General features: G+C 45.7%; 28 protein-coding genes and 2 pseudogenes. 1 reads left to right on the plus strand and 29 read right to left on the minus strand.

All coding sequences use genetic code 11. The features are described 5' to 3' along the window. Positions 1 to 82: 82 nt before the first annotated feature. Positions 83 to 651: pseudogene (locus ROSEINA2194_RS23760) on the plus strand (accessory gene regulator ArgB-like protein). Here ROSEINA2194_RS23760 and ROSEINA2194_RS05500 read toward each other — a convergent pair. The 29 genes and pseudogenes from ROSEINA2194_RS05500 to ROSEINA2194_RS05645 all read right to left on the minus strand — a co-directional run bounded on the left by ROSEINA2194_RS05500 (position 648) and on the right by ROSEINA2194_RS05645 (position 24,179). Beyond that, positions 648 to 1,016 (minus strand): hypothetical protein, encoded by a 369-nt coding sequence (locus ROSEINA2194_RS05500; RefSeq protein ID WP_007884330.1) that lies wholly within the window; start codon positions 1,014 to 1,016, stop codon positions 648 to 650. The pseudogene ROSEINA2194_RS23760 and the gene ROSEINA2194_RS05500 sit on opposite strands and share 4 nt — an antisense overlap. 230 nt (positions 1,017 to 1,246) lie before the next feature. Next, entirely contained in the window at positions 1,247 to 1,501 is a 255-nt protein-coding gene (locus ROSEINA2194_RS05505) for a helix-turn-helix domain-containing protein (RefSeq protein ID WP_007884331.1), read from the minus strand. An 8-nt stretch (positions 1,502 to 1,509) separates the two neighbouring features. Next, entirely contained in the window at positions 1,510 to 3,306 is a 1,797-nt protein-coding gene (locus ROSEINA2194_RS05510; RefSeq protein WP_044927290.1) for a VirD4-like conjugal transfer protein, CD1115 family, read from the minus strand. Further along, positions 3,291 to 4,775 carry a DUF3991 and toprim domain-containing protein gene (locus ROSEINA2194_RS05515; RefSeq protein ID WP_007884333.1) on the minus strand — a complete coding sequence of 495 codons (1,485 nt, stop codon included), beginning with the start codon at positions 4,773 to 4,775 and terminating at the stop codon, positions 3,291 to 3,293. The genes ROSEINA2194_RS05510 and ROSEINA2194_RS05515 overlap by 16 nt, the downstream gene beginning before the upstream one ends. Before the next feature lie 12 nt (positions 4,776 to 4,787). Then, positions 4,788 to 7,568 carry a MobP3 family relaxase gene (mobP3, locus tag ROSEINA2194_RS05520; protein ID WP_044927292.1) on the minus strand — a complete coding sequence of 927 codons (2,781 nt, stop codon included), beginning with the start codon at positions 7,566 to 7,568 and terminating at the stop codon, positions 4,788 to 4,790. A 2-nt stretch (positions 7,569 to 7,570) separates the two neighbouring features. Continuing rightward, positions 7,571 to 7,948 (minus strand): hypothetical protein, encoded by a 378-nt coding sequence (locus ROSEINA2194_RS05525; protein WP_007884335.1) that lies wholly within the window; start codon positions 7,946 to 7,948, stop codon positions 7,571 to 7,573. Between the two features lie 41 nt (positions 7,949 to 7,989). Then, a complete protein-coding gene (locus tag ROSEINA2194_RS05530; RefSeq protein ID WP_044927294.1) occupies positions 7,990 to 8,583 on the minus strand; it encodes a hypothetical protein in 594 nt (197 codons plus the stop codon). A gap of 23 nt (positions 8,584 to 8,606) precedes the next feature. Further along, a complete protein-coding gene (locus ROSEINA2194_RS05535; RefSeq protein WP_007884339.1) occupies positions 8,607 to 8,786 on the minus strand; it encodes a hypothetical protein in 180 nt (59 codons plus the stop codon). A 126-nt stretch (positions 8,787 to 8,912) separates the two neighbouring features. Continuing rightward, positions 8,913 to 9,323 carry a hypothetical protein gene (locus tag ROSEINA2194_RS05540; RefSeq protein WP_007884341.1) on the minus strand — a complete coding sequence of 137 codons (411 nt, stop codon included), beginning with the start codon at positions 9,321 to 9,323 and terminating at the stop codon, positions 8,913 to 8,915. A gap of 13 nt (positions 9,324 to 9,336) precedes the next feature. Next, entirely contained in the window at positions 9,337 to 9,972 is a 636-nt protein-coding gene (locus ROSEINA2194_RS05545; protein WP_007884343.1) for a DNA cytosine methyltransferase, read from the minus strand. A 491-nt stretch (positions 9,973 to 10,463) separates the two neighbouring features. Next, entirely contained in the window at positions 10,464 to 10,826 is a 363-nt protein-coding gene (locus tag ROSEINA2194_RS05555; RefSeq protein WP_007884345.1) for a DUF3846 domain-containing protein, read from the minus strand. A 14-nt stretch (positions 10,827 to 10,840) separates the two neighbouring features. Beyond that, positions 10,841 to 11,095: a DUF6103 family protein gene (locus ROSEINA2194_RS05560; RefSeq protein WP_006857299.1), complete on the minus strand. Its 255-nt coding sequence runs from the start codon at positions 11,093 to 11,095 to the stop codon at positions 10,841 to 10,843. Between the two features lie 56 nt (positions 11,096 to 11,151). Then, the gene (locus tag ROSEINA2194_RS05565) at positions 11,152 to 11,526 is read right to left on the minus strand and encodes a DUF6329 domain-containing protein (RefSeq protein ID WP_007884350.1); all 375 of its coding nucleotides are present in this window, start codon (positions 11,524 to 11,526) and stop codon (positions 11,152 to 11,154) included. Between the two features lie 53 nt (positions 11,527 to 11,579). Beyond that, positions 11,580 to 12,248, minus strand: a complete 669-nt coding sequence (locus ROSEINA2194_RS05570; RefSeq protein WP_007884352.1) for a DUF5688 family protein — start codon at positions 12,246 to 12,248, stop codon at positions 11,580 to 11,582. Between the two features lie 9 nt (positions 12,249 to 12,257). Continuing rightward, entirely contained in the window at positions 12,258 to 12,611 is a 354-nt protein-coding gene (locus ROSEINA2194_RS05575) for a DUF6103 family protein (RefSeq protein WP_007884354.1), read from the minus strand. A 60-nt stretch (positions 12,612 to 12,671) separates the two neighbouring features. Continuing rightward, positions 12,672 to 13,757, minus strand: a complete 1,086-nt coding sequence (locus ROSEINA2194_RS05580) for a C40 family peptidase (RefSeq protein WP_007884357.1) — start codon at positions 13,755 to 13,757, stop codon at positions 12,672 to 12,674. Beyond that, on the minus strand, positions 13,733 to 14,242 hold the full coding sequence (locus ROSEINA2194_RS05585) for a gamma-glutamylcyclotransferase family protein (protein ID WP_007884358.1): 510 nt from the start codon (positions 14,240 to 14,242) through the stop codon (positions 13,733 to 13,735). The genes ROSEINA2194_RS05580 and ROSEINA2194_RS05585 overlap by 25 nt, the downstream gene beginning before the upstream one ends. A 30-nt stretch (positions 14,243 to 14,272) precedes the next feature. Then, complete coding sequence (locus tag ROSEINA2194_RS05590; RefSeq protein WP_007884361.1) at positions 14,273 to 15,292, minus strand: amidoligase family protein; 1,020 nt, start codon at positions 15,290 to 15,292, stop codon at positions 14,273 to 14,275. Positions 15,293 to 15,325: 33 nt separating this feature from the next. Continuing rightward, a pseudogene (locus ROSEINA2194_RS05595) lies at positions 15,326 to 17,161 on the minus strand (VirB4 family type IV secretion system protein). Beyond that, on the minus strand, positions 17,154 to 17,726 hold the full coding sequence (locus ROSEINA2194_RS05600) for a hypothetical protein (RefSeq protein WP_006857291.1): 573 nt from the start codon (positions 17,724 to 17,726) through the stop codon (positions 17,154 to 17,156). Before ROSEINA2194_RS05600 ends, ROSEINA2194_RS05595 begins: the two are co-directional and overlap by 8 nt. Then, complete coding sequence (locus tag ROSEINA2194_RS05605) at positions 17,710 to 17,988, minus strand: hypothetical protein (RefSeq protein ID WP_007884366.1); 279 nt, start codon at positions 17,986 to 17,988, stop codon at positions 17,710 to 17,712. The genes ROSEINA2194_RS05600 and ROSEINA2194_RS05605 overlap by 17 nt, the downstream gene beginning before the upstream one ends. After that, positions 17,969 to 19,390 carry a DNA cytosine methyltransferase gene (locus tag ROSEINA2194_RS05610; protein ID WP_007884367.1) on the minus strand — a complete coding sequence of 474 codons (1,422 nt, stop codon included), beginning with the start codon at positions 19,388 to 19,390 and terminating at the stop codon, positions 17,969 to 17,971. Before ROSEINA2194_RS05610 ends, ROSEINA2194_RS05605 begins: the two co-directional genes overlap by 20 nt. Before the next feature lie 12 nt (positions 19,391 to 19,402). Further along, a complete protein-coding gene (locus ROSEINA2194_RS05615; protein WP_007884368.1) occupies positions 19,403 to 20,263 on the minus strand; it encodes a conjugal transfer protein TrbL family protein in 861 nt (286 codons plus the stop codon). A 25-nt stretch (positions 20,264 to 20,288) separates the two neighbouring features. Then, a complete protein-coding gene (locus ROSEINA2194_RS05620) occupies positions 20,289 to 20,627 on the minus strand; it encodes a DUF3852 domain-containing protein (RefSeq protein WP_006857287.1) in 339 nt (112 codons plus the stop codon). A 29-nt stretch (positions 20,628 to 20,656) separates the two neighbouring features. Next, positions 20,657 to 21,124: a hypothetical protein gene (locus tag ROSEINA2194_RS05625; RefSeq protein ID WP_007884370.1), complete on the minus strand. Its 468-nt coding sequence runs from the start codon at positions 21,122 to 21,124 to the stop codon at positions 20,657 to 20,659. Between the two features lie 3 nt (positions 21,125 to 21,127). Beyond that, positions 21,128 to 22,897, minus strand: a complete 1,770-nt coding sequence (locus ROSEINA2194_RS05630) for a DUF8193 domain-containing protein (RefSeq protein WP_007884371.1) — start codon at positions 22,895 to 22,897, stop codon at positions 21,128 to 21,130. A 58-nt stretch (positions 22,898 to 22,955) separates the two neighbouring features. Beyond that, entirely contained in the window at positions 22,956 to 23,084 is a 129-nt protein-coding gene (locus tag ROSEINA2194_RS22465; RefSeq protein WP_289844231.1) for a hypothetical protein, read from the minus strand. A 47-nt stretch (positions 23,085 to 23,131) separates the two neighbouring features. Then, the gene (locus ROSEINA2194_RS05640) at positions 23,132 to 23,536 is read right to left on the minus strand and encodes a hypothetical protein (RefSeq protein ID WP_172727050.1); all 405 of its coding nucleotides are present in this window, start codon (positions 23,534 to 23,536) and stop codon (positions 23,132 to 23,134) included. Positions 23,537 to 23,633: 97 nt separating this feature from the next. Next, a complete protein-coding gene (locus ROSEINA2194_RS05645; protein ID WP_007884387.1) occupies positions 23,634 to 24,179 on the minus strand; it encodes a DUF6550 family protein in 546 nt (181 codons plus the stop codon). Positions 24,180 to 24,235 lie beyond the last annotated feature (56 nt).

A 24,235-nucleotide genomic window follows, 5' to 3' on the forward strand; every position in this document is an offset into this window, starting at 1 on the left:
TGCATTTTCCTATTTTCTACAACTACCCGTTTTTCCTCTTTCTTTGTTTTATACTATAAGATTATTAAAGGAGACCTCTGTTATGGAACATTTATCTATTGTATTAACGAACTATATCTTTAAAAAGGGAATTATTGATAAAAAAAATTACGAAATATACCAATATGGCTTTCAATGCTTTTTAGAAGTTTCTGCCAGCACAATTTGCAGTATTGTGATTGCCTTGTTGCTGCATATGTTTTCCGAATGCCTGTTTTCTTCCTATTGTTTATTCCAATGCGTTCATTCAGCGGCGGCTTGCATTTAAAAACCTATTTTTCCTGTTTTATCGGCTCCTGCTTGATACTAACTACTACCCTGCTTATTGTGAAATACCTTACTATCCCGATTCCTATTTCCTTTATGCTGTACGTGTTTTGTGCCATTATAGTTTTAATCATAGGACCTGTAGATCATCCAAACAGGGAAGTTGACTCACAGGAAAACCGTATTTTTATCCGAAGAACACATTTCACCTTATTATTCAGTTTTCTGCTTGCAGTTATTTTCGCCATAACCAGAAATACAAGATATTTGTTTCTTCAGGCAATTGTATTTGCTTTTATATGTATAACCTCTTTTATCGGACACATTGCTTATAAACAGTCTTAATTTTCCACCTGTAAAGCAATATGGATTTTATTCTGAAGGATTTGTATACTTTGTCTGTATTCTTCCTGAAGCAAGTCTGGGATTTTATTGTCAAGATTACAAATATTTTCGAAATCTTGACAGCCTAACAGCTTTCTATTCTTATAAAACCATTGCCAGCGCCAATTACGCAGCAAACTGTCCGCCATTTCTTCCGGAGAATGAAAAACCTCATCAATTTTCATTGAGTTGTTCTGTGTACTATCTCTTTCATACAATCCGAGTACAGATACATAGCCCACTTGGTACATATAGGCAATATGATAATCCCTTGATTGCTTAAGTGTCTCTGAAAAAACAGCTATCAACTCCTCGTATTTGTCCATCTAATAATCTCTCCTCAATATCACACCATTGCATAAAGGTTATAATGGTTATTATTTACTTCTCATATTAAAACTTATCATAACACTTATTTCTTTTATTAACTATTACTACATCAAATAATACCAAATTCCATTTTCTCTGTCTTAATCCTTAAATTGAAAAGTTCCCTGCACAGGCCATGGTGAACCATACCATAGTCCACCTGACCAGCGCAGTATCCCCTTTGTGCTTACCTTATGATTTCAAACAGCAGACTACTTCTTCCACCATTATCACGCCAGCGCTGTTTCTTGCGTATAAATCCGTTCTCCTCCAGATCGCTGATGGCACGTTTCACGGTGCTGACAGACAGATGCAGTTCCCTTGCAATGGTACCGATTGCCGGGTAGCAGGTGCCTTCCTTATTCGCACGATCCTTTAAGTACAAATATACCGCCACAGCCCTATGGGGCAGTTCTGTTTCATATATTTCTTTTTTGCTCAACTAATCACCTAATCCTCTGTTCTAAGAGCCTGTCTTACCTTTGTCACCGTTTCATTCATCTGAGACTGCAGCATACCACCGCTTCTGGACGCAGTGCCCTGTTCCGTACTTTCCGGCTCCTCATCCACACAACACATATATCTGCGGATAATCTCTTCTTCAATCTCCTGCTTGTCTGCATAGGCTACCTTTCTTGCTGACTTTTCCTCAATCTCGTATGGTTCCTCGAAGATAATCCCCCACTTTAGGAACAGTTTCAGCTTGGTCCTCATGGGATGGCTGCCTGTCTTGGACACGATAAAGTTTCCTTTTGGCAGGGACTTTAATTCATCAGGTGTCATTAATGGTCTTTGTATCATCTGGAGGGACTGACTCGGATCATTCTTTCCCCTGCTGATGGAGCCGGACATGACCGTCTTGTTTCCAAGGCTCTTGGACAGTACCTCTGCGGATTCCGAGTTTGGTGCAAATCCACCGAAGATGGTATCCTGGCAGTTATCGATGATAATCTCTGCCCCTTCTTTTCCGTAGTTCTTATTAAGCTGTGCAAAGGACTGTATCATGGGTACGATACCTACCCTTCTGGAACGGGATGCAGAGAGCATCATCTCCGCACTCTCAATCTTTGGTATGGTTCCGACCTCATCCCAATAGAAAACCACACGGTTGTCTAACTTCCCTCCATTCTCATCTGCCACCACAAGGATTTCCCTATAGAGTTGCTGCAAAATCAGAGAGATAATAAAATACTTGGTGTTGTCTTCTTCCGGCATCACTAAAAATACCGCTGTCTTCTGCTTACAAAACATTTCAGCATCAATAGCGGTATCAAAGCACAGTATCTGCTCCAGTTCAGAATCGAGGAAAGAGTTTAGTCTGGAGAGTGCTGTGGAAAGAACAGACTGCATGGACTGCTCTGCGGTATTCAAAGCTGCCCCGGCAAACCATTTCGCCTTATGGGTATCCGGAAGTTTGGCCATCAGTAACTGAAACTGATTTCTTCCTTTTACCTTGGATGGCGCCAGTAAATCCTGAATCAGTTTAAACACACTGATGATGTGTCGTTTCTCCTTGGGACAAAATTCTGCTATTAACAAAATAACTGCGGTCAGTACACCTTCTGCGGCATCATAAAAGAATGCGTTTTGTCCGTAGCTGGCACTGTCGGCTCCCCCGGAGGATATGATGGTCTTGGCAGTAATCTTTGCATATTTTTCTGCTTTTGCCTTGGCACTTAAGTTATTATGGTCAGCCAGATACTCATCCATGTACTTGTTTACCAAGTGGAGCATATTATCGCCATCACTTCTGGTAGGGTTTCTTAAGTCAATCACTGCTGTCTGGTATCCATAATATTTCTTGGCAATTCCTGCATAGTTTCTATAAAGGTCACCCTTGGTATCCGTAGTCAGAAAACTCATTCCGCAGGCACAGGCATATTCGATGTTGGGATAGAGAAAATGTGCTGTCTTACCCACACCTGCTGCTCCAATCATCAGACAATGCACATCCCCGGTATCCACAAGGGCATATAACTTTCCTGCCCTTTCAATGCTCCCAAGCACAAGTCCCTGTGCTGTCGGCAGGTTTTCTCCTTTCCTCCACTTCTCCGGCTCATAGGCTACTTCCACATAGGTTTCTTCAATTTCCTTCTTGGTAGCAAACCGGGCGGTACCGTGCTGGCCATCTCCTACGGTCTTACTCTTGATTCCATTGAGCGTATAATAATGTGCCAGCAGGGAAAGTCCTTCAATCACGGAAAACATAATTACCCCTGACACCAATAACATCACGGCTGGCTGCATTCCATCCTCATCTCCTTCCTTTGTATGGGTTCTTCATATTCTGTTGCAAAAAAAATATGAGCCTTGATGCATTCCATCGTCAGGCTCATAGACTTCTTCACAAATTCTTCTTTATTCTCTTTTAAGGACAAATCCTCTTTGTCAAATACCTCCATCAGTTCCTCAAAGGCTTTCTGCATGTTCCGAAGCCTTGTATTGTAGTTCCCCTTATCCCTATGTGGTCGGTATCGCTTATGCAGGTTATCCAGTATTTCATCTGCACTTGTTTCCCTGCCAAGTTCCCTGCCTGTTTTCTCCATGCATCGAACCAGCACCCCGGTTAAAAGCATTCCCCCGCCATCGAAAGCATCTTCCAGATGTTCTTTTCCGTTTCCTTTCTTCAGTGCATTATAAATGTCCTGATAATACCGGCACACATTTTCCTTGGTGGCATATTTGATATCCACACTGTCTGTGACCTGCTTTAGTATTTCCATCCATGCATCGCATTCCAAAATCTTTGGATGCTCCTGTGCTGGGATTACCTCTTCCCCATGCAGAAGTTTTAAATCTTCATTCCAGTCCTTGCAGGTGGATTTTAAATTCTTAATCTGCCTGTATCCATTCTGCACCAAAATCTCTGCCAGTCTTCCACAGGCTTCTATGCCTGCCGGATCATGGTCCAGGCACAACACAACCGTATCCAGATTCGCATAATCCTTTAACATCTGCAGCATGGCATGTTCTGAAACTCCGTTTAAGACAATATAACTGTTCTCCTGCCAGTTTACAGGGTACAACGTCAGAAATGATAGAAAGTCAATGGGTGCCTCAAACACATACAGCTTATTTCCTGCTCCGACATAACCGAACCCATAGGAAGAGTCCGAACCATCCTCGTTCATGCGGAAGCTCCTGCCATCCGAACAAGTACCCTTTTTATGTATGTGGCGTGCATTCCCTTCCTTATCCACTCCGACAAATACAGCGTTGTGATGCCCGGCCGATTCATACAGTGTTCCCTGTCTGGCAAAAAAGGACAGCACCTCCCTACTGATATGCCTTTTCTGCATCAGATAGGCATATACTCTTTTCATGGTATCGTTCTTTTCCGGCGGTATTAATACTTTCGGTTCTTTTTCTTCTGTGGTTTTCTCTTCCTTGGGACGTACTGATTTCTTGCCTGTTGTTTCCCTCGGCGGACTTCCTCCATGAATGACCTGTCCGGTTTCCCCATCTAACAAATAGGTAACTGCCTCCGGATAAGACATCCCAAAGAACTCCTGCATGAAATCAATAGCATGGCTTCCCATCTGTTGGCTGTGTCTGTACCAGCGGTTTCCACGGAACGTCACACTACCATGCCGCTTCCATCTCCATTCATTTCCGGAGCGTTCCACTTCTTCATGCTCCCGTTTCAAAATATCCATGATGGGTACTGCATTGGCTCTTTCCTTCTGCTCCTCTGTAAAATAAATGAAATCTCCCAATCTGCTCCTCCTTTACTGTGTCTGTACCATTTCTTCCCTGTCATCTCTTGCATGACCTTGTGCGATTTTCTTTTGTCTTATCTTTCTAGCCAGCTTACGATCCATTCCAGTTCGTCTGTCTCCTTTCTTTCCGGAAACATCGTCCTTTAGTATATTTTCCAGATGATGCATGAGTCTGGTTGCCATTAGTAGTAAATCCGGATGGGGCATATCATTCCAGTGTTCCAAAAAATAAACAGCGTACACATTTCCCTGCTCCGCTGCCAATCTGAAATATTCGTATGCTTTTTCCTTATCCTGCTCTACCTCTTTTTCCATCATATACACCTTGCCAAGGACATACTGTGCATACTGATTTCCCACGCCGGCTGACTCTTCCAGATACCGTATGGCAAGTTCTACATTTTTTGCCACCTCCTCCCCTGCAAGATATAACTTCCCAAGCCGGTATAATGCAAATTCATTTTTCTGATTTGCTGCCAGTTTTAGATAATGGACTGCCCTGCCGATGTTCTTATACTCATCCGACAGATACAATCTGCCCAACTTGTACCACGCATAGACATTATCTGCATCTGCTGCTCTGTGTAAATGATAGAATGCCTTTTCCATATCCTTTGCTGTCAGTTCCCCATCCGCATACAGTTTTCCAAGGGCATAATCAGCAAAAGAATTGCCCTGCTCGGAAGCTGCTGTCAGCCATTTAAATGCCTGTCTAATTTTTTCATAGTCCGGTATTTCTTCCGGGTTCGTTTTTCGTTTCTCCGTTTCCTGACGGATGTACAGCTTTGCCAATTGATAGGCTGCATGGGTATTTCCATAATCCGCAGACTTACGGAGATACTTTTCGGCTTCCTTTTCATCTGCTTCAGTACCAACTCCTTGCAAATACATGGTTCCAATTCGGTACCATAAGGTATCATCCCTGGACTTCTTTTCCAGATTTAAGAAACCAAGAAACGCTACCCGGTAGCACTTCCCCGCCAGATCCGTATTCCTCTCGCTTCCTCTTCCAGCTTCATACAGTTTTCCCAATTCAAAGGATGCGTAAGGATTGCCCTTTTTATGGGAACGCTGAAACAACTGACAGGCTTTCTCTTCGTCCTGCTCCACACCTTTGCCATGCAGATACAACATGCCAAGGGAATATAAGGCGTACTTATGCTCTTTACTTGATGCCATCCCAAACCACTTGGCTGCCTCCGGCAGATTCTCCTCAGTTCCCAAGCCATACTGATACATTTTTCCGATACGGTATTCCAGATAAGTGTTTTCTTTTCTGCCTTCCACGATAAGCATTGCCTTTAGGGACTTTTCATACCACTCCTGTGCTTTCGCCTTGTCTGCTTCCACAAAAATGCCCTGTGCATACATCTTACCCATGTCTGCCATTGCATAGGCATTTCCCTGCTCTGCCTCCTCTTTCATGATTTCATAGGCAGCCTCCTCATCCGGCTCCATCTCCGATGTGCCATACAGATATTCCCTCGCTTCTTTATAAGCATCCGTCCACTTGGCATAAAACTCCTGACTGTCCGGTTCTTCCGTTTCCGGCTCCGCATCAGAATAATCTGCTAGAACTTCCGCCATATCTTCTGACACTTCAGAATCATCTGCATCCATTTCTTCCCTTTCGGTTTCCAAATCTTCCAGTCCCTCGTCCTCTGTATAAAGATACCCTTCTCCGTATCGGACTGCTTCCCTGATGACCATGTTTTTGATGCTTTTTAATTCCTTCTGCTCTGACAACGGAAGCTGCTCTGCATCTGCATCCTTGTAATAATGCAGTATCTCACTTTTGCTCTCTAGCCATTGTTTGTAGCACTCTGCCACTTTCTCTTCCTTTGCCAGTTCATCCACAATACCATTGACGATTGCCTTTACATCTGCTTTCAGATATCCGTATACCTTTTTGCCACTGGTATTCATCAATCGTTTGGATAACACTTTCATCTGTTCTGCAATTTTTTCATGGTGACAGATACCACTTTGCATTTGCTGCACTAAAAAAAGCAGACTTTTATTTGCCTGCTCTTTCAACTGTTCCCTTTGCTGTGTTCTCTTTTCATAAATACTCATAAACTCCTGACGGAAAATGTCATGGGCATAGGTAGACCTCATGGTGTCGATACCTTTTGGCGATAGATAACCTTCCGATGGATTTGTGGAGTATACCACCAGATGTACATGAGGATGATGGGACTCGTTATGGAATGCTGCATACCATTTGAGGTTTCTGCTGTCTATCTTATAGTTTTCACACAGAAGTTCCACCCTGCTCCGTAGCAGTGCCTGCCACTGTGCAGCACTGTCATATCCAAACCTTTCGGCATCCTCTCTCCGCAGGCTAATGACATTGGTCCATATCACTCCCGGATGATTTGCCACCTCCTCTGCCACACGGGACAGCACAATAGACTCCCCCTCATTAGAAAACAGACCATGAGTACCTATTTTTTCTACTCTTGGTCTGTTTGCAAGGTAATCTATGTAATTTTTCTTCTTGGCTATGATATCCAGATTATTTTCCAATGCCTGCGTGATAAACTCTGTCGCATTCTCCCTTGTCGGCCTCTGGAGATAATCATAATACTCATGCATGCGGTCTGCATCTTCTATCTTTGACAAAATATCTGCTATCAGTTCCTTTTGCTTGACCGTAGCCGGAAGCAAACCGCAAGTATTGTCTATCTTCTCCACACCTTCACGGGTGCTGATATAATTCATGTAATTGGCAAGATGTGAAGGAGGGGCATTCTTGAGATAGTTGCAACGTAAAATTAATTTTGGCATTATTACTTTTCTTCCTTCAATTTTTCCATAATAGAATTAGAATTGGATTCTAGTTTTTTTGTAACATAATCAATTAAAGCCAATGAATGTAAATATTGCACTTGACGATTGTTGCCTATTTTTCTTTCAGAATAATTGTCTTTGTCATAAAGATTATCTTTTATTAAAAGAAGTTTAAACGACAACGGATCAAACGGAACTACCTGTCCATTATAAAGTAACTTAGTGCCTGATTCTTTTAACCTTCTATTAATCTCTTTAACGCATCTTTTCCTTGTAAATATACAATCTGTTTCACTCTCAACATAATTTGTCTCGCAATATGTTACTAACTCATCATAGTATTTCTTACCAACCCTTGTAAGATCATGTCTACCCAATAGTTTTCGTAATTGATACGCATCTGGATTATAAGGGTCAGTTAATATCTCACCATTTGACAGTGAAAAGAAATATTTTTTATAATATCATAGGAGCCAATGATGTTTTTGTGTAAATAGCCATCTATCATTTTTGCAGCCGAGTAAATCAATTTGAAATATTTTAAAATCCGTTCATGTGATATTCTTGTAGTTTCTATCGGCTCGAAATCGATTGGAGCACTATATACATCCTTTCTTCTTCCAAAATAATGTCCTAAATTATTCCTAGTAACTCTAAGTTCATCTAAATCCTTAGATAAATCTAATAATTGAGGTGGTAACTTGCCAAAATATTTTTGAAATGCACAAAAACGGTTTGCCCATTCCCCGCGACACACTTCCTCAATCACTTCACCAAAACGATACGATTTATCATTCATGTTACCATACATAATATCTCTTTTTAGCAGTGCTGCGCCGTCAACAGCATCTTGGCAATTAATAATCACTCCTGGTTTTGACTCAAAAGAAAGAGAAACCACCGTCCTTAAATATGTTTCAAAACATGAACTTAAAAGCATAATAATATTCAACCTTGAGTAATTTACATATTCCGAAAAATCAGTTTTCCACTCGCCATATGTAGGAGCCATCCTACGATCCTCTTCATCTGGAATCAAAAAAACTTTTTCGGGTCAGCATTATCATCAAGCAAACTCTTCTTTGCAAATGATTTGATGGTATTTGCTGCTGGAACAAAAGCCCAATATGAACGATTTATTTCCTCAAAATGTTGCTTAAACAAATTAAATGCTAATGAATACGGAAATGGAGATTCCCAACGTACATTACTCATATTATTTTTCTCCCTATGTCAATCATACCTAAATCAGTTAAATCTTATTTTACTATCCATCAAACTCCAACATGAAAATCAAAATATGCTATATTCACAATAATATCACACCACTAAGCTCCATGACTACCCTTTTTGATATTCGTAGGCACTCTCAAAACTAACTGTTCCATTAATACGTTTCACTTCCTCTGCACACTTTGCCTGTAGTTTCCTTAGGGCCTCTTCATCCACTCCATGACTATATGCAATCACATGGGACAGCTTTGATGTTTCCACTGCCAGCTTATACATCGCACGAGCCATTCGGTTCTCGCTATCCTTCACTGTGGAATGCATCACTGATGAGATAGTGGAAAGCATATAGTTTTCGATTTTCTCTGATGTCAGATAGCCGATATAAAATTTTAATGCCTGATTCAAAAATTCATTTCTTGATTTCACATCTGCCTGCTCCAACAATCCATCCACCTGCTCCAGCAAGTCTTCCTCAATATAAAATCCTCTCCTTACTTTTCCTTCGCTTGCCACTCTCATCCTCCTTCATAAATTACTCTTCGCAGATATCTACAATGTGTTCACACAACTTCTGCGGTATCACACTTCTTTCTCTGGCACCTTTTAATCCCTGCGTCCCAGTCTTGCTTCCCCTTGGAGCTGCCACATGACACGAATCTCCATTATGACACATCGGCAAAAATTTTGGATCAGGGTGATTCGTCCAGATGTCAGTCGGTTTCATCCGATTGTCACCATACTGACAATATGTCACGGTGTATCTTGACAGACCTTTCATCCATTCCATCTTCCGCATACCGCCTCTGGGATTTTCAATAAAATAATACCTTGGCTGTAACTCTTCAATGAGTTTCAGCACATGCTGGTCCACCATATCACAAAATTTTGCATAGGTACTGACCGGCTCCAGACTTCCGGTATCCGGATTTTTTCTTCTGTGATGACTGATTGCAGCAATACTGAATGTGGAGCAGTCCGGACTTGCCCAGATAACATCCGGCTTTCCAAAAAGTCTTATGATATCCTCTGCGGTTACCTTATTAATGTCCTCATACAAATCAATGTTCTCAAAGTCCTTGGACCACTCCACACTGAATACTTCATGCCCTCTACTCTCAAAGGCTTTCCCGATACTCCGTGTTCCTGCAAATAATTCCAAAACTTTCATAGTCCCATACCGGTAGTGGTGCGCACCTTACCCCACGGGACTACTCAATTCCTTTCCTTTTTTCTTCTGCCTGCAAGCATTTTTGCGGAAGGCATAAATTTAAGTTCCTTCAATGCCTTTCAATTCTTGAAAATAATAAAAATTAGCATAACTTCTTCCAAATCTTCAAAAAAGTTATGCCATACCACAAATCCCCCAACGGCTCTGCCGGTGGGTGTTTCACGGGTTAGGCCGCCCCAAAGCGGCATAACCCCTTTAACCTGCACTATTTTCGACCCTGTTTTACAGCCCCGTTTCATCCCCATTTTCGGAGTCTTGGATGCCTCCGCACTCCGGGTTTTCTGTTATTTTCTCCAAATCGGCTCATACAGGGCAGAATATAGCTTAATCGGTCACTTTATCCAGTTTTGCAGAATAACGGCACACGTTGCCACACGCAGGCTCACACGGCGGTGTCTGTGCCGTTTCCTTTCCATTGTCCTGTCACTTTCTTAAAAAGCGAGGATGGTCATATGTGGCTCCAGTTCCGGTTCCTGCCCTGTAAACTGCTCAATCTCTCCAAATCGTCTGGTATATTTCTCGATCTGCTGCTCCGTCAGGGAAATGAAATCACCGTCCGGGCTATCCCCACAGATAAAAAATGGACCGCAGATGATGTCATCACCATTCCTGCGGTTCGGCTGCATTCCATTTAGTTTTCCTTCAGCGTTGATTACTGCCACACATCCATCTCCAAAACCAACGCACTCAATGTCTCCCTCCACCTCTGCCTGACTTGCCTTAAAGTCATTCGCAATCTCCTTCACACAGGGAGGTTTCCCCGGCTCTACTTTCAGAATCTTTATCTTGTCCATGCTTCCTCCGTTCCCTACTCATTCTCCGCAGCACTGCCGGATGCCACACTGTTTTTGCCCTGCTGGCGGTTTGCCTTTTTGATTGCAGGCGGCACATCCCCTCTGCTTTCAATGTACTCACGGACTGCCTGCGGTACATATTTTTCGTACATTTTTCCAAGGACTTCCTTCAGTTCCGCATCAAAATCCGCGTCCTTTTTTCCCATGTACTGTTTCACAGCATTTAACTTTTCCTCATCATATTTGATCGTAACGACTGCCTGTTTCATCTCTTTACCTCCAAATTTAAACTCTCAGTTGAAATCATTTTCAGAAAAACACACCCTTAAGAAAGCACCATTCCTGCCTGCTCTTCCTGTCCGCTTTCCTTTATCATGGACAGCGTCTGTGTTTCCTTCACTGCCTGCTCCTGTTCCAAAATGCCGCTTACCGATGGCACAAAGGCAAAGTATCTGGCGTAAGATGACCCTTCGCTCTCCACCAGAACACCTTCCTCCATGCCCTCTCCGGTTACTAAAAGACAGTGCCGCACCCCATCTTTTTCATACATGAAATCCACATTTTCCCTGATAAAATCATGCCTGTGCATCAGATGATTGGTAAAAGATTCATACTCCCCAGCCGGAAGCATGATGACCTTTTCCACACAGAATTCTTTCGCCTCTATCTTCGGCTCTTTTCTGGAAAATACTGCTCTCATAGTTCCTCCTTCCCATAAACTCCCAGTTGAAATGTTTTCAGAAAAACACTCTCTTAAGAAAGCACCATTCCTGCCTGCTCTTCCTGCACGCTCCCCGGTATGACTGACAGCCTGTGCGTATCTCTGTCATATCGGTAAATCTCATCGGACAGATAGTCTGCCTCCGGGAACGCCCTGTTTGCTCCATATACCCCATTCCTCAGCCGTTCCATGTCAAGACCTTCCCGCTCCACCATGAGATACACATCGTGGATGGATGCCGGAAGGACGATCAGATTTCCATCCAGCTTTTCTGCTGATTTTTGCAGCGTTGCCTCGTCCATCATGTACACCGCCCCATGATCCATGTTGTTGGTAAGGACATAAAAGTCGGCATCCGTCCTCCAGATTCTCTCCGGTTTTTTCTCCATCGAAAGGATATTCTGGTCATAGTGATGCCCGTAGGCATCCTCAAAATCCATAAGGAGCGGCGGACGTTTTGCAAACATATTTGCCCATGCATCCTGAAAAAGCACCTCTTCTTCTATCCCCCAATGCTCCATCTGCTCTCTGGTGACAAGTCCGCAGTCCCTCTGAAACTTTTCGTCATACCCGCTGAGACGGCATACCAGCATGAGGTTTTCCTTCTGCTGATGCGCCAGTCCGTCCCATTCCTCTCTGCCTGCCGCATTGCACACTTCCAGAAACAGACGGTCTTTTATTTTCTCTTCATATCCGTTCACTTATCCGCCTCACATTCCCATGCTCATCGTATTTTCTGCTGTCTCTTCCACAGTTTCCAGCACCGGCTCTCTCGGCTGCTCTTCCTGATTCTGTGTCTCCCTGCTCCGCCTGCCGGATGCTCTCTGCTGTCTTGTGCCTCCCGTTCTCTGGGATTCCTGCTCCTGATTTGCTGTCTCCTGTAGAGTTTCCATCCTGCTCTCCACAAATTTTCTGACCTGTGCAGGAACATTTTTCTCATAAGATTTATCGAGATGGCTCTTCAACAGCTCCTCCACGGTTTTTCCTCCCTGCTCTGCCAGAAAGAAACTTAATGCCTCCAGTTTCTCCCCGGCAAATGTGATTTTTATTTCTTTTTCTGCCATATCGCTCCTCCTTCATTTCTATTTTCTGGCGGAAAACAGATGCCTGCGGCATCAAAAAATTTACTGCGGTCTGCCATACAGTACCTGCTTATCGTTGTCAAACAGGGGACGATACACCACCTTCCCTTTGGAATAGGACGCATCCACGACCATGCCATCCCCGGCATAGATTCCCACATGCGTGATGTTCATGTATCTTCCGTTTGGTTTGTGGCTCCAGAACACAAGGTCCCCCGGCTGCAGTGATTCCTTTGCAACCGTCAGGTTATGCTCCACCATATATCTTCCCTGCTCTGCCGCCGTTCCCGGCAGGGAGATTCCTATCTGTCTGTAGCACCACAGTGTCAGGTAACTGCAGTCGACATAATTCCCGGTTCCGCGGAGTGCCTGCGAGTACGGATGCCCCAGTCTCGATAATGCAAGCTGTACGATATCACTTCCATTCCCATTGGTCGGCAGATCATACACAGGGATATCCCCTGCCCCGTTCCAGCCGCTCCAGTCGGAAAATTCATCCCCCTCTGTAGGGGCCGCTGTGTCATACTTTGCCACATACCACACATTGACTGCATTGGACTGTTGTTCATAAGTTGCGGTAACTCCATAGTCGGATGCAAGTTTTTGGAAGATTTTTGTCTTATCCCCAATGGCAACTGCCACGGTATATTTTTCCAGCGTGACTGTCCCGTCCTCCTGCTCTGCGTTTTGTGTCCGTTCCTCATAATCCACAAAACAGTCTGCAAATTTTTTATAATCATCCGTCTCAAGCCGTACCCGGTCTGCGCCGAAATACAGAGAATAAAAAACGGATTTGACCAGATACCTGTCGCACAGTTCCCCTTCTGTCATGCCATCAATGTCATCTAATATGGCATCCAGCTCTGCAAAACTTTCCTGCATCTGGCGGACATAAGCCTGATAATCTGCAGGCATTCCATCCGGTGCCTCCCCTCCATCGAATGCCAGATGCACTGCCGCCCGGTTATGTTCTGTTCCGCCGGAGGCAATGCTGATGTAGCACATGACGGCAAGGATGACCGGAAGGCACAGGGCTGCCAGTACAGAGGCAATCCCTGTCCACACTTTTTTATTGGTCCCGGCTGCTATGGCTGCCCTTGCGATCAGAGCGGCAGTTGCTGGCTCCATGGTGCTTCCTCCATTCTCTCTGCTTCCATCTCCTGTTTCATGCGCTCCCTGCTCTTTTCAACACCTGCCATCAGAACATCCTCATCAAATCCTGCCTCCTGATATCCGGTGCGGATGGTAGCAAGGTAATGTTCCGAAGGGACTCCCATGGCATACCCATCCGTCATGGTATATGCCATCATTTTCTCCCGTTTTCCATCCATCTCCACTTCCAGCATTTCTTTTCCATACAGTCTCGGATATCCCTCATAACGGTCCAGGTTAAACTCATCTCTCGGACTGATCTCCCAGATCAACACCGGCACACTCTCCCCTTTTTTCGGCTCCACCGTGGCTACCGCCCCGTTTCTGTTTCCACGGAACAACAGCTCATAGTCCTTGATTTCCCCGGTTCCTACCACCTTTGCATCGGGGCAGCGCAGTGCCATCTGCCCCCGGTTTAAGTTCGAGCCATATGCAATATATCTTCTTCCTGTCATGTTCATATTCTTGTTTCCTTTCTCTGCGTTTTGTTTTTACATGGTCATGTTCATTCCCTGTGCATCCTCCGGCACCTCTTCTTCCATGCTGTCTGCCTGCTGTGCATGTCCGATTTCCAGTTCTTTCTTTTCTTTCATCGCACGCAGTCTTTCCTTCTGTCTCACAGCCTGTTCCGGATCCTTCCATGCAATGCCGCCCTCCAGATTTTCCAGAAGAAACTTCCGCGCCGTCTTAAATTCATCCCCGATCATTCCCAGCCTTAACAGCCAGGTACGGAATGTATATTTTTCGTTGGTGCTGGCAGTCTTGATCCGGCTGGCACATTTCTGGTTCAATGCCTGCGCAGAAATGGCAAGGCAGAGCTGGATATATGCCTTTATTTTTCCTGCATGGGTAGTGGAGTTAAACAGACGAAACTCAATCGTTCCCTTCTGGAACACGCTGTGCAGATTCAGACAGTGGTAACGGCTTTCATGGTAATGCCTGTGCCTTCCATCAACCCCCTTGTACCAGATCCTGCTCACTTCCTCCAGACTCTTTGGTTTCTTCCGGTTCAGTTCCTGCAAAAAGTCCTCTTCCACCTTCTGGCAGTAACGATGCTCCCTCTCTACATCTACCTGAAGTGCCTTATAGATCAAATCTTCCTTGCTGTACATGATGTTGGTGATGTTCCGCAGTGTCCTTGCATCATGGGGTGCCGCGTTGATATGCACATGGATGCCTGTATTCTTTCCTGCCACTGCACCTGCATGCCGGAGCTGCCGGATGAGTTCCTGTATGACAGGGATATCCGCATATTCACAGATGGGGGAAACAAATTCTACCTTGTACTCACTCCCCGCATAACCGCCGCCTTTTTTCTGCGCCTCAATGCTGGAATCATACATGACTTTCCACCTACGGCCTGCCGCATCCCTGACACTGTACACTTCATAGCTTCCACCGTCATAGCTGGCCTCAGAGGAAAAATAGGCTGCCATGACCTCCGCAGCACGCTGTCTGGTAATACCTGTCATCTCGATCTCAATGCCGAATTTCTGCTCCCTCATGTCCATAATCTGGCATCCCTCCTTCCTTTTCCCCCTGTCTTATCGTCCTCCGGCACTTCCGAACAGTTTCTCCTTGTACTCCGGTGCATGTACCATGAGGTTGTAACGTTCATTGCCGCATTTATAGAGGCACACGCCCCTCTGCGGATAACGGATCAGGTTGTATTCGCTCTGCTCAAGCTGCAAGGTATCGATATAAAATCTGGAATCGATGTTTCCCGCATTGAACAGAAATACATGGGTTGGAATGGAAAACAGCGGTTTCGTATACTCCCGGATTCCATCAATATTGAAGTCCTCCAGATTCTGGCTGGCAAGGATGACGGCACTGTCCTTTTACGCACACGTTTCATAAAGTTTCGGATATATTCCACGGCGGTCAGGTTGGTAAGGAACAGATAAAAACTCATCGATGCAGGCTGCCGTATGCCCATTGGTCAGAAGTTCATTTGACATGTAGGAAAGCACATTAAACAGCATGGCATCCTTCACATTTTTGCTCGCCTGAAGCAGTCCCTTGACACCGAAAGTCAGAAAACTGCTGTCCGTGATGTTTGTATGTCCGTTAAAAAATTTTGGACTCCGCTCCCTTACACATGGAGTGAAGTCCAAGACAGATTTCCTGCAGAAGCTCTGCGGTATACAGTTGTTTCTTCTTCACATCGTAATGCTTATATTCCTCCTCCATCAGATCGTAAAGGTCAGACAGGATCGGGTAATCCTTTGACGTAAGCCTGCCAAAGTCCGTATCATCCCCTATGTTCCACTTCTCATAAAGTTTCGCTAACATGATCTCTATCGTGTCAAGCTGGCTGTCCGTAAAATTCTTATAGCTTCGGAAAAAGTCTTTTAAGAAGGAAATATGCTGGCTTAATTTTGAGGAACAGCGGAACGCATAGGGTGCCTCTGTATCTTCCGGGCTGCCGTTTTCATCCCATGTTTTGGGTTCTAACACATTGATGATATACTCCCCGCTCATCAAATCCACAAAACAGCCTCCCAGATTTCCGGTCAAATCCACATATTCATGCTCCGGGTCCAGGCAGATAACTTTCATCCCGGACTCCCGCAGGATGGTCTGTATCAGTTTTAACAGGTAGGATTTTCCCTGCCCGGAGTTTCCAAGGATGAGGATATTGGCATTGGTCTTGTCATCCGCTCTCTGGTTGAAATCTACAATGACATTGCTTCCAAACTTATCCCTCCCGATATAAAATCCGTTCTTATCGGTCTTGCCGGAGTAGTTGAACGGGAACAGGTTCGCCACACTCGAAGCCGGAAGCGCACGTTCAAACTGTTCCAGAAAGACATTCCTGCCAGCCGGATGCACACATAAAAACCCCTGCTTCTGGCGCAGCAGCAGCTTATCCACGTTCAGTTTGGAACGGATGAGTTCTGTCAACACTTCGGTCTGCAACAGCTTCAACTTATCCATGTCCGCTGCGGATAACTCCAGATACACAGCCGTATGCAGCAACGGCTCCCTGTTGCGGTGCATGGTCGCAATGATGTTGGTCACATCCTGCAGGTTGCTCGCTGCCGTGACTGTCTCCTGTAAATTTTCTGTATTCCCCTGTTTCATGCGGTTCTTGTTTGCCGCATTGCTGATGATTTTTTTCTCCTCTGCCGGTGTGACCTGTCTGGTATAGATACGCAGTGTCACGCCATCCTTTTCCCCAAGGTGGCGCAGGATTGCCTGCTCATCCGTTGCAGTCGGATATTCCCTGAGTGCCCAGACACTGCGGAACGTATTTCCGCAGATATAATGATCCGTGTAAAACTGGATGACGGACGGTGCGATCATGTCAAGGAAACTCTTAAGCCTCTCTTCCCCCGGTGTCTGTGTCTGTGTTTTTTCTTTCTGTTGTTATTCATTTAAAATGATCCACCTCTCCCCATCAAATTCTTCAAATTTTTCCGTTGTGACATTCTGTTCAAAGTAAACAGCCAGTATCCTCTTCATGTCCTCCTCATCCGCTCTTTTGGATGTAAATCCCTGTTCCACCAGCATTTTTTCGATACGGTTTAAGTAAGAGAACACTTCATTCTCCTTCTGGTTTCTCAGCCGGATAATCAGTAAAAACTCCCTTGCCGTTGCCATCTGCACCTGCATCCGGTCAAGGTGTCCTGCATCCAGTTCCAGCAGTTTCCGCACAGTCGGGTTGGTTTCTTCCTCCGCGCGGTTCTTTAAATATCTTTTGTTGTCCTCAAAGTTTTCACGGGAATTTAAGCACATCATCTCGATTTCCGTGATGCCTTTTAAGACCGTCATGAGCCCATAGATTCTTGCGGAAAGGCTCTCCTCCGACAACACGGACAGGTTGCTCGGCTGGATCAGAAAATAGACCAGCTCATCCTTCCGGTAGGTGCGGATGCTGTAATCCGACAGTTCTTTTGTCCCCATCAGCTCCCTTGTGGACTGTTCATTCTTCCGTTTCATTTGCGGTATACCTCCATTCATAATGCTGCTGTTCCACCAAAAAATACGCACATGCATAGCGGATAAATTTTAAGATGGTGGTATCCTCCACCTGTATCGTTAAAAATGCGTATACGCCTGCTATCACCATCGGGAACCACAGTTTTGCATAGGCAAATGCAAACACGGATACCAGTACGATGATTCCTGTCACTGCAAGGTCTTTTAACTCCCACAGCCACATGCTCGCTTTCGATTTCAGATTATCCGGGTATATGTACATCCCGTTCTCCCTCCTGTCTTTCTAAAAAATAAGCAATGCCGCAGAGGATATATTCCACACACGGCACTGCCACGCTGTTTCCCAATGCCCGGTACCGGACACTGTCACTTGCTCCCGGAATGTCCGTCCAGTGGTCCGGGAAACCCATAAGTCTTTCACACTCAAGCGGTATGAGTTTTCTCACACGTTTTTTTCTCCGCAGGTCATCCGTGTATGCCACACAGTGCCTGTCCTCTGTTGTCAGCGTATAACTGACTCCCTGCTGATAGCCGCAGCCGTTTCCCCCGTTTTTATCCTGACGGTTGATGACATTGCCGGCGATGCAGTAGGGTTCTCCATGAACAGCAAGCGGCGTATTGTTGCCTCCCGTCCCCAGTGCAGAAGTAATGGTCTGTGCCACTTTCACCGGTCCACTGTAGCGGGTGTCCGGTCCGTGGTTGTCAAACAGGATCGGCTGGTTATTGCCTGCCATCCCTGCCGCTGCTGTAATGGTCGGACAGTATCCGATCCCGATTTCTGCATTTGCCTGACTGCTCGCCATGATAATGGGCGGTGTGCTTGAACTGTGTGCCAGAAGTGTACCGATAAGGTTCCGGTACACATCCATCCGCTGTCCTCCCTGATCCATCAGACACACGATGTCGGCTCCTGTGCCTGCATCAAAAGTGCCGCCTCCAAGATCGGCGGCAGCTTTTTCCCTCTGTTCCCTGCTCTCCTGATAATGCCTCCACACGCTTTCGGACTCAAATAATATCTCTCCGGCACTGTGGCCTCCAAAATCTGCGACAAGGAAGATTCTTCGGCGTCTCTGGGGGACTCCCCAAAATTGAGCGTCCAGTACCCTCCAAGCAACAGAGAATTCCTGTCCCAGAATAATCCCGGCAGGAGTCCATGCCCCATCCGGCGGTCCAGGTAAAGATACGGACTCCTCCGATATACCACAGACTTCTTCGAGGACTCTCTTAAAATCTGCTCCTTTTGGTTCTCCGCTTGAGAAGGCTCCCGGCACATTTTCCCAGACCATATACCGAGGTCGAACAGGGACATCTGCTCTCCTTCCACTGCTATTTTTCCTCCTTTCCTCCTGCCTGCGCATTTCTTTTATGATGCGTACCTGCTCTAAAAAGAGACCGGAACGCATCCCCGCAAGTCCTGCACGTCTCCCGGCAATGGATAAGTCCTGACATGGCGAACCCCCGGCTATCACATCCACAACCGGGAGGTTTTCCCCATGCAATTTTGTAATGTCTCCCATGTGTTTCATCTCCGGGAACCGATACATGGTAACTGCCATGGGAAACTTTTCTATCTCACTCGCCCACACAGGCCGTATGCCATTTCTTTTTGCTGCCAATGGAAATCCCCCGATTCCATCGAACAGACTCCCCAGCTTTTTCTCCATCCCTTCACCGCCTTATGCTGCCACTGCCTTGACAACCGTTTTTGAAATGTTGATGGCTGTCTGCGCTGCATAGACTCCGCTCATCAGGTTTGCCTTTGTGCTGGTGTCCAGTCCGAACTGTCCGGCAATCCTCGGCACCTCTGTGGAGGATTGCATGACACCCAGGCCAAGCAGTGGGTGGTCCTTGAAGATCATGAGTCCTGCCGTGAGCATTGTGGACTGCAAAAACGCGGTGAGACAGATTCCAATGACCTGCTTGCACCACTGGGTAAAACCGTCAATATATCCTCTCGGAACAGAAAACATATAAAGGCTTCCGACTGCGATCTGTATGAGCAGGATGCCTCCCCTTTTCAGATTTCCGAAGAACACTTTTATCACGGCATACCCCATCATCACGGCACAGAATATCTGCAGGATCGGATTCCCCACTCCCGGCATGGCGGCTGACATAAGCACCTGCTGTGCAGTCATCCCGATGCTTTCCGCATCTGTAATGCCGGATAATGCCGATCCGAAGGAACTCTGCAGCGACACACTTAGGGAGTATAAGTTGACCGGAAGAATGGAAAACAGGCTGACCGCCATAAATCCCTTGACATAGTTTAGGGCAGTATCCTTGATACTGCCCCTTCCTCCCTGATACTCTATGGCACATTCAAAAGCTCCGACCACCAGCCCTACCACAAACAATGCCCAGCCAAGCCAACTAAAAAAAGTGGTAATTGCATTCACCCACGGCAGGTCAAACAATTCCACCCCCATATTGTTCATCATTGCAAAAAAATCATTGAGAAATCCAACGATCTTCCCATACAGCCAGTCGATGATCTGGTCTAGTACGGTTTCCGCAACAAAATCAAATATAAACATCTGACACCTTCTTTCTCACCATCCCCTATATGCCAAGGATTTTCCAGATATAGGTCGGTGCCGTCAGCGTAAACACCAGACACGCAAACAGGATTGCGGGTGCCGCCCATTCAAACTGCCCGTGTTTTCGGTAATCAAAGTATGCAGTACCCAGCTTTGCAAAGAAGAATACGGCAAGTATCAGGTCGATTGCCGGGAACACCACCTTATTGACTACTGTCTTGATCTGTGCGGAGGCATCCTGCCATGTACCCTCGATTGCTCCTGCCACGTCCCCTTTTCCTGACGCATATACTGTAGTTCCAAACATCATCGTAAGTGCAAGCACCATCACTGCCATCATCATCCATTTCTTTTTCTTCATCTGATCTTCCTTTCCTTTTTTCTGTTTTTTTACTGCATTTTCATTTCACTGGTCTGCTCCGGTTCTTCCAAAAGGTCTGTCATCTCATAAATGACAGGATTCTCCCAGAACTTTAAATCTCCACGGTATCCGAGTTTTAAGTGGCTGAACTCCTCCGCAAGCTCCCTTACGGACTCCGGCGCATTAGGTGGAAGTTCCTGATTCCAGATCACCCATTCCCCGCTCTGGTAGCGCGGGGTAAGTTCTAAAACTACATAATCCTCCGGCACAAATGCCGGGTAACGCTGCAGCCTGCCCCTCGCATCATAATAAGCTGCTCCCTCCTGCATCACCGTGAGTGACATAAGCCGCAGCGTATCTGCAAGGGATTTTGTGAACCATGTTTCCCTGTCACAAAATTTCCGTATCCTTCCATCCCTTAAGATGGATTCCAGATTTTCTTTTCGAGTGTAATGGTAGAGCAGTCCTTCCGGCTTTTGGATTCTCTCATATCCCATTTCCTACCTCACATTCTGTGGTGCGATATGCCAGTCATCCCACAGGCTTCCCGATATCTGCACAGCGTCTGACAGGTTCATGGAAAGCATTCCATCCGGTGTCCAACAGTCAAGCAGATAAGTATATACCCGGTACTCCCCGTCCGGCATCCAGACCGGTGTGAAATGTGTCCTCCGGTAATAAGTGGAATACTCATTATTCTTAAATTCAAAGACCGCACTGTATCCATTTCTAGTTCTCTCTAAAAGCCGCCAGTAGGTTTCGTAATAAAATTCCGGGAAGTAACTGACTGCTGTCTGCGGTGCTGTTGTTGCGGATGTCTGGCTGCTCGATGCCCTTGCACTCAGGGAAACATTCACACCATACCCGCTTTTGGTAACCATGCCGTCCGCGGTCGGTGCCTTCTCATCCGTGACCAGATGCATATCTGCGGTCAGGGATGCCGAATAATGTTTCTCTTCAAATTCCCACCAGCCTTCATCCACATACTCGCCATAATCCTGCCAGTATCCATGGCTCTGTGTGCATCCTGCCTCACAGCTTGCCGAATGATCCTCTGACTCCCAGTTCCAGTCACTGTGCCATACCCATTTTTCCTTCCACTTGGCTTTCCAGACACTCCATGCCGCCTGTGTCTTTTCTGGATTTACAGGCATCACTGCATTTTCTTTCCGGTAGCTGTCATTTCTGTCATCTGCAACAGGATTTGGCGGTGGATTGTCATCCAGATCCACAATGTTCGCCGTGATGGTTCCCCGGCTCACGGATGCACTGCCTCCGCTGGCGGTCACGCTAATCGTGATGTGCTGTTCCGTGGACGGGGTATGCCATTTTACCCACACGAGCTGCTGTCCGTCCTCCGGGTAATACACATTTTCAACCTTGTAGCTTCTTCCCAGAATAGAAAATGTCACGGTGACGGAGTTGTCCGGATCACTCTGTCCTCCACTGACCGTGACCGCCGTTATCACATCCGTATCCACACGGTATTCATAGTCCGCTTCGATGACTTCCGGTGTGACCACCTCATTAAACCGCACGATACCCAGTCCTAATGCGCGGATGATATCCTCATCATTCGCTTTCTCTGTCTTAGAGCCGCTCCACGCCGGATATCCTAAATCCGATGTTTCCAAAAACATGGCAAGCGGCAGGTTTTTATGGGACAGGGACGGCATTTTCTTTCGCAACAGGCCGCCCCTTAACTGGTTGTATTTTGCCGCTTCCGTGGCGGTAAACGCAGTCCGGACTCCCTCAAAAGTCACATATGCGATTGGCTCTAATAACAGCTTGTACTCTCCGTTTGTCAGCGTCTGGAAATCCATGCCGACATATCCTGCAATGGCTCTGATCACCTGCTCGTCCGTAAAGTACTGTTTGATGGCTGCAAGGTTTGCCCCTCCTCTTGAAGTACTGATAATCTGTGGCAGGGACTGTGCTGGATTATAAAATGTATAGCCTCCCATCCTTGCAGAAAGTCCTGCGCCATTCCTGTAGGAAGTCTTGCTTACTTTTCCAAAATGCACCCGGATATCAGTCGGATGCTTGTTGGTAAGGTCAATGGATGCTGATGCAACTGCACCATCACTGGCTCTGATTACCGTTACGCGCACACCCTCATCGTGGCTGCTCCAAAAATTAGTTCCCGTTCCTGCTCCCATACCTCCACCGCCATTGTCGATGTTCCCTTCCCCGGCTGCATAAACCGATACCGGCATTGCCATGGCAAGCATAATTGCAAGAAGCAATACTACTTGTTTTAATAACTTCATCTCTTTTTCCTCACAAAAAAAGCAGACCGTTTTTACGAATCTGCTTTTCACTAACACATTATTCTTTTCTCTGTTTTTTGGCTTCTGCTACAAATGTTCTAATCGTATTAACCAAATCATCCCATTGCTCTGGTTCCTTCATATGAATGTTCCCCATACGCTCGTTATTGGAATCCCTTTGTTCCATTTGTAACCATTTTCCCTCCTGTATCAGACAAACAACTTTTTCATCTTTTACAGGTTCATCTTTTTTAGGAACATCCATGTAACACAGTCTGTCAAAATAATAAAATCACAATATTCAAACTCTGCTTCTATCTGTTTTTTGTTTTTTCCCAATTCTAACCCTTGATAATTTTCCAAATTGGGTTTTTTCAGCTCAATTGAAACATATGGTTTTGTAGTATTCGTATAGCTATATTGTTCCGGAACGATAATAAAATCCTGCAAGCTATGTGAATCCGCATAATTTTTACGCTTATGAAGTGGATTTTTGGTATCATCCTTGTATCCTTTGTTATCCCAAACTGCTACCAATTGTTCACTTTCTGTAAGGATCGATTGTATAAAATCTCGGATTACAAAACCAAAATAAATCTCTCTTCTTTCAATTTTATATAATCTTTCTACCTCTTCCACATAATCTGCATATGATATACGTTGTTTGTACATAATCCAAGAGCCTCCTTGTCCGCTTGTTATCAGTTTATATCAAACAACATTTCTTGTCACCAACTTAGTCCATGATTCCGATTTTATTGCCATTTTCATACATGTCATCTGCGTAGGTGCCTGAGCCTTCCCCTTCATCGGTAATCCATCCGAAGCCTTCCACATATACCATGCCGTCTTTGGTATCACCTGTCTTTGGTGTCTGGTTCTCTGCCGGATCCGGTTCCTCCTGTTTTTCCTCCTCGTAGGACGGCGGTGTATCCGGCTGGTCCGTGGCGGTTCCCTCAGACAGTGCAGGCGGCTCACTCGGCTTTTCCGCTTCCGTTTTCTCCGGGGTTTCCTGAATTTCCTGCTCCCTGTCATTTACGGAAGTTCCTGTCTCCGTCTCGATCACAAGCGGCTCTTCCGTCTCTGCTTCTGTGCTTTCTGCCGGAGCCGGTTCCGGTGTTTCTGTCTCCACAAAAAGTTCTGTCTCCTCCGATTCTCTCTCCACGACCTGTGCCTCCCTGTCCGGCTCATGGTAGAGCGCCCTGCTGATTCCAAACACAAGCACCGCACATACTGCTAGAAGTCCTGCGACTGCCAGCCACTTTTTTGTCTTATCTTTCATGGCATTCCCTCCTTATGCTTTTTTGATTGATTTTCGTAGTTCACACGCTACCATAG

It is taken from the genome of Roseburia inulinivorans DSM 16841, from assembly GCF_000174195.1.
Classification (GTDB): Bacteria; Bacillota; Clostridia; order Lachnospirales; family Lachnospiraceae; genus Roseburia; species Roseburia inulinivorans.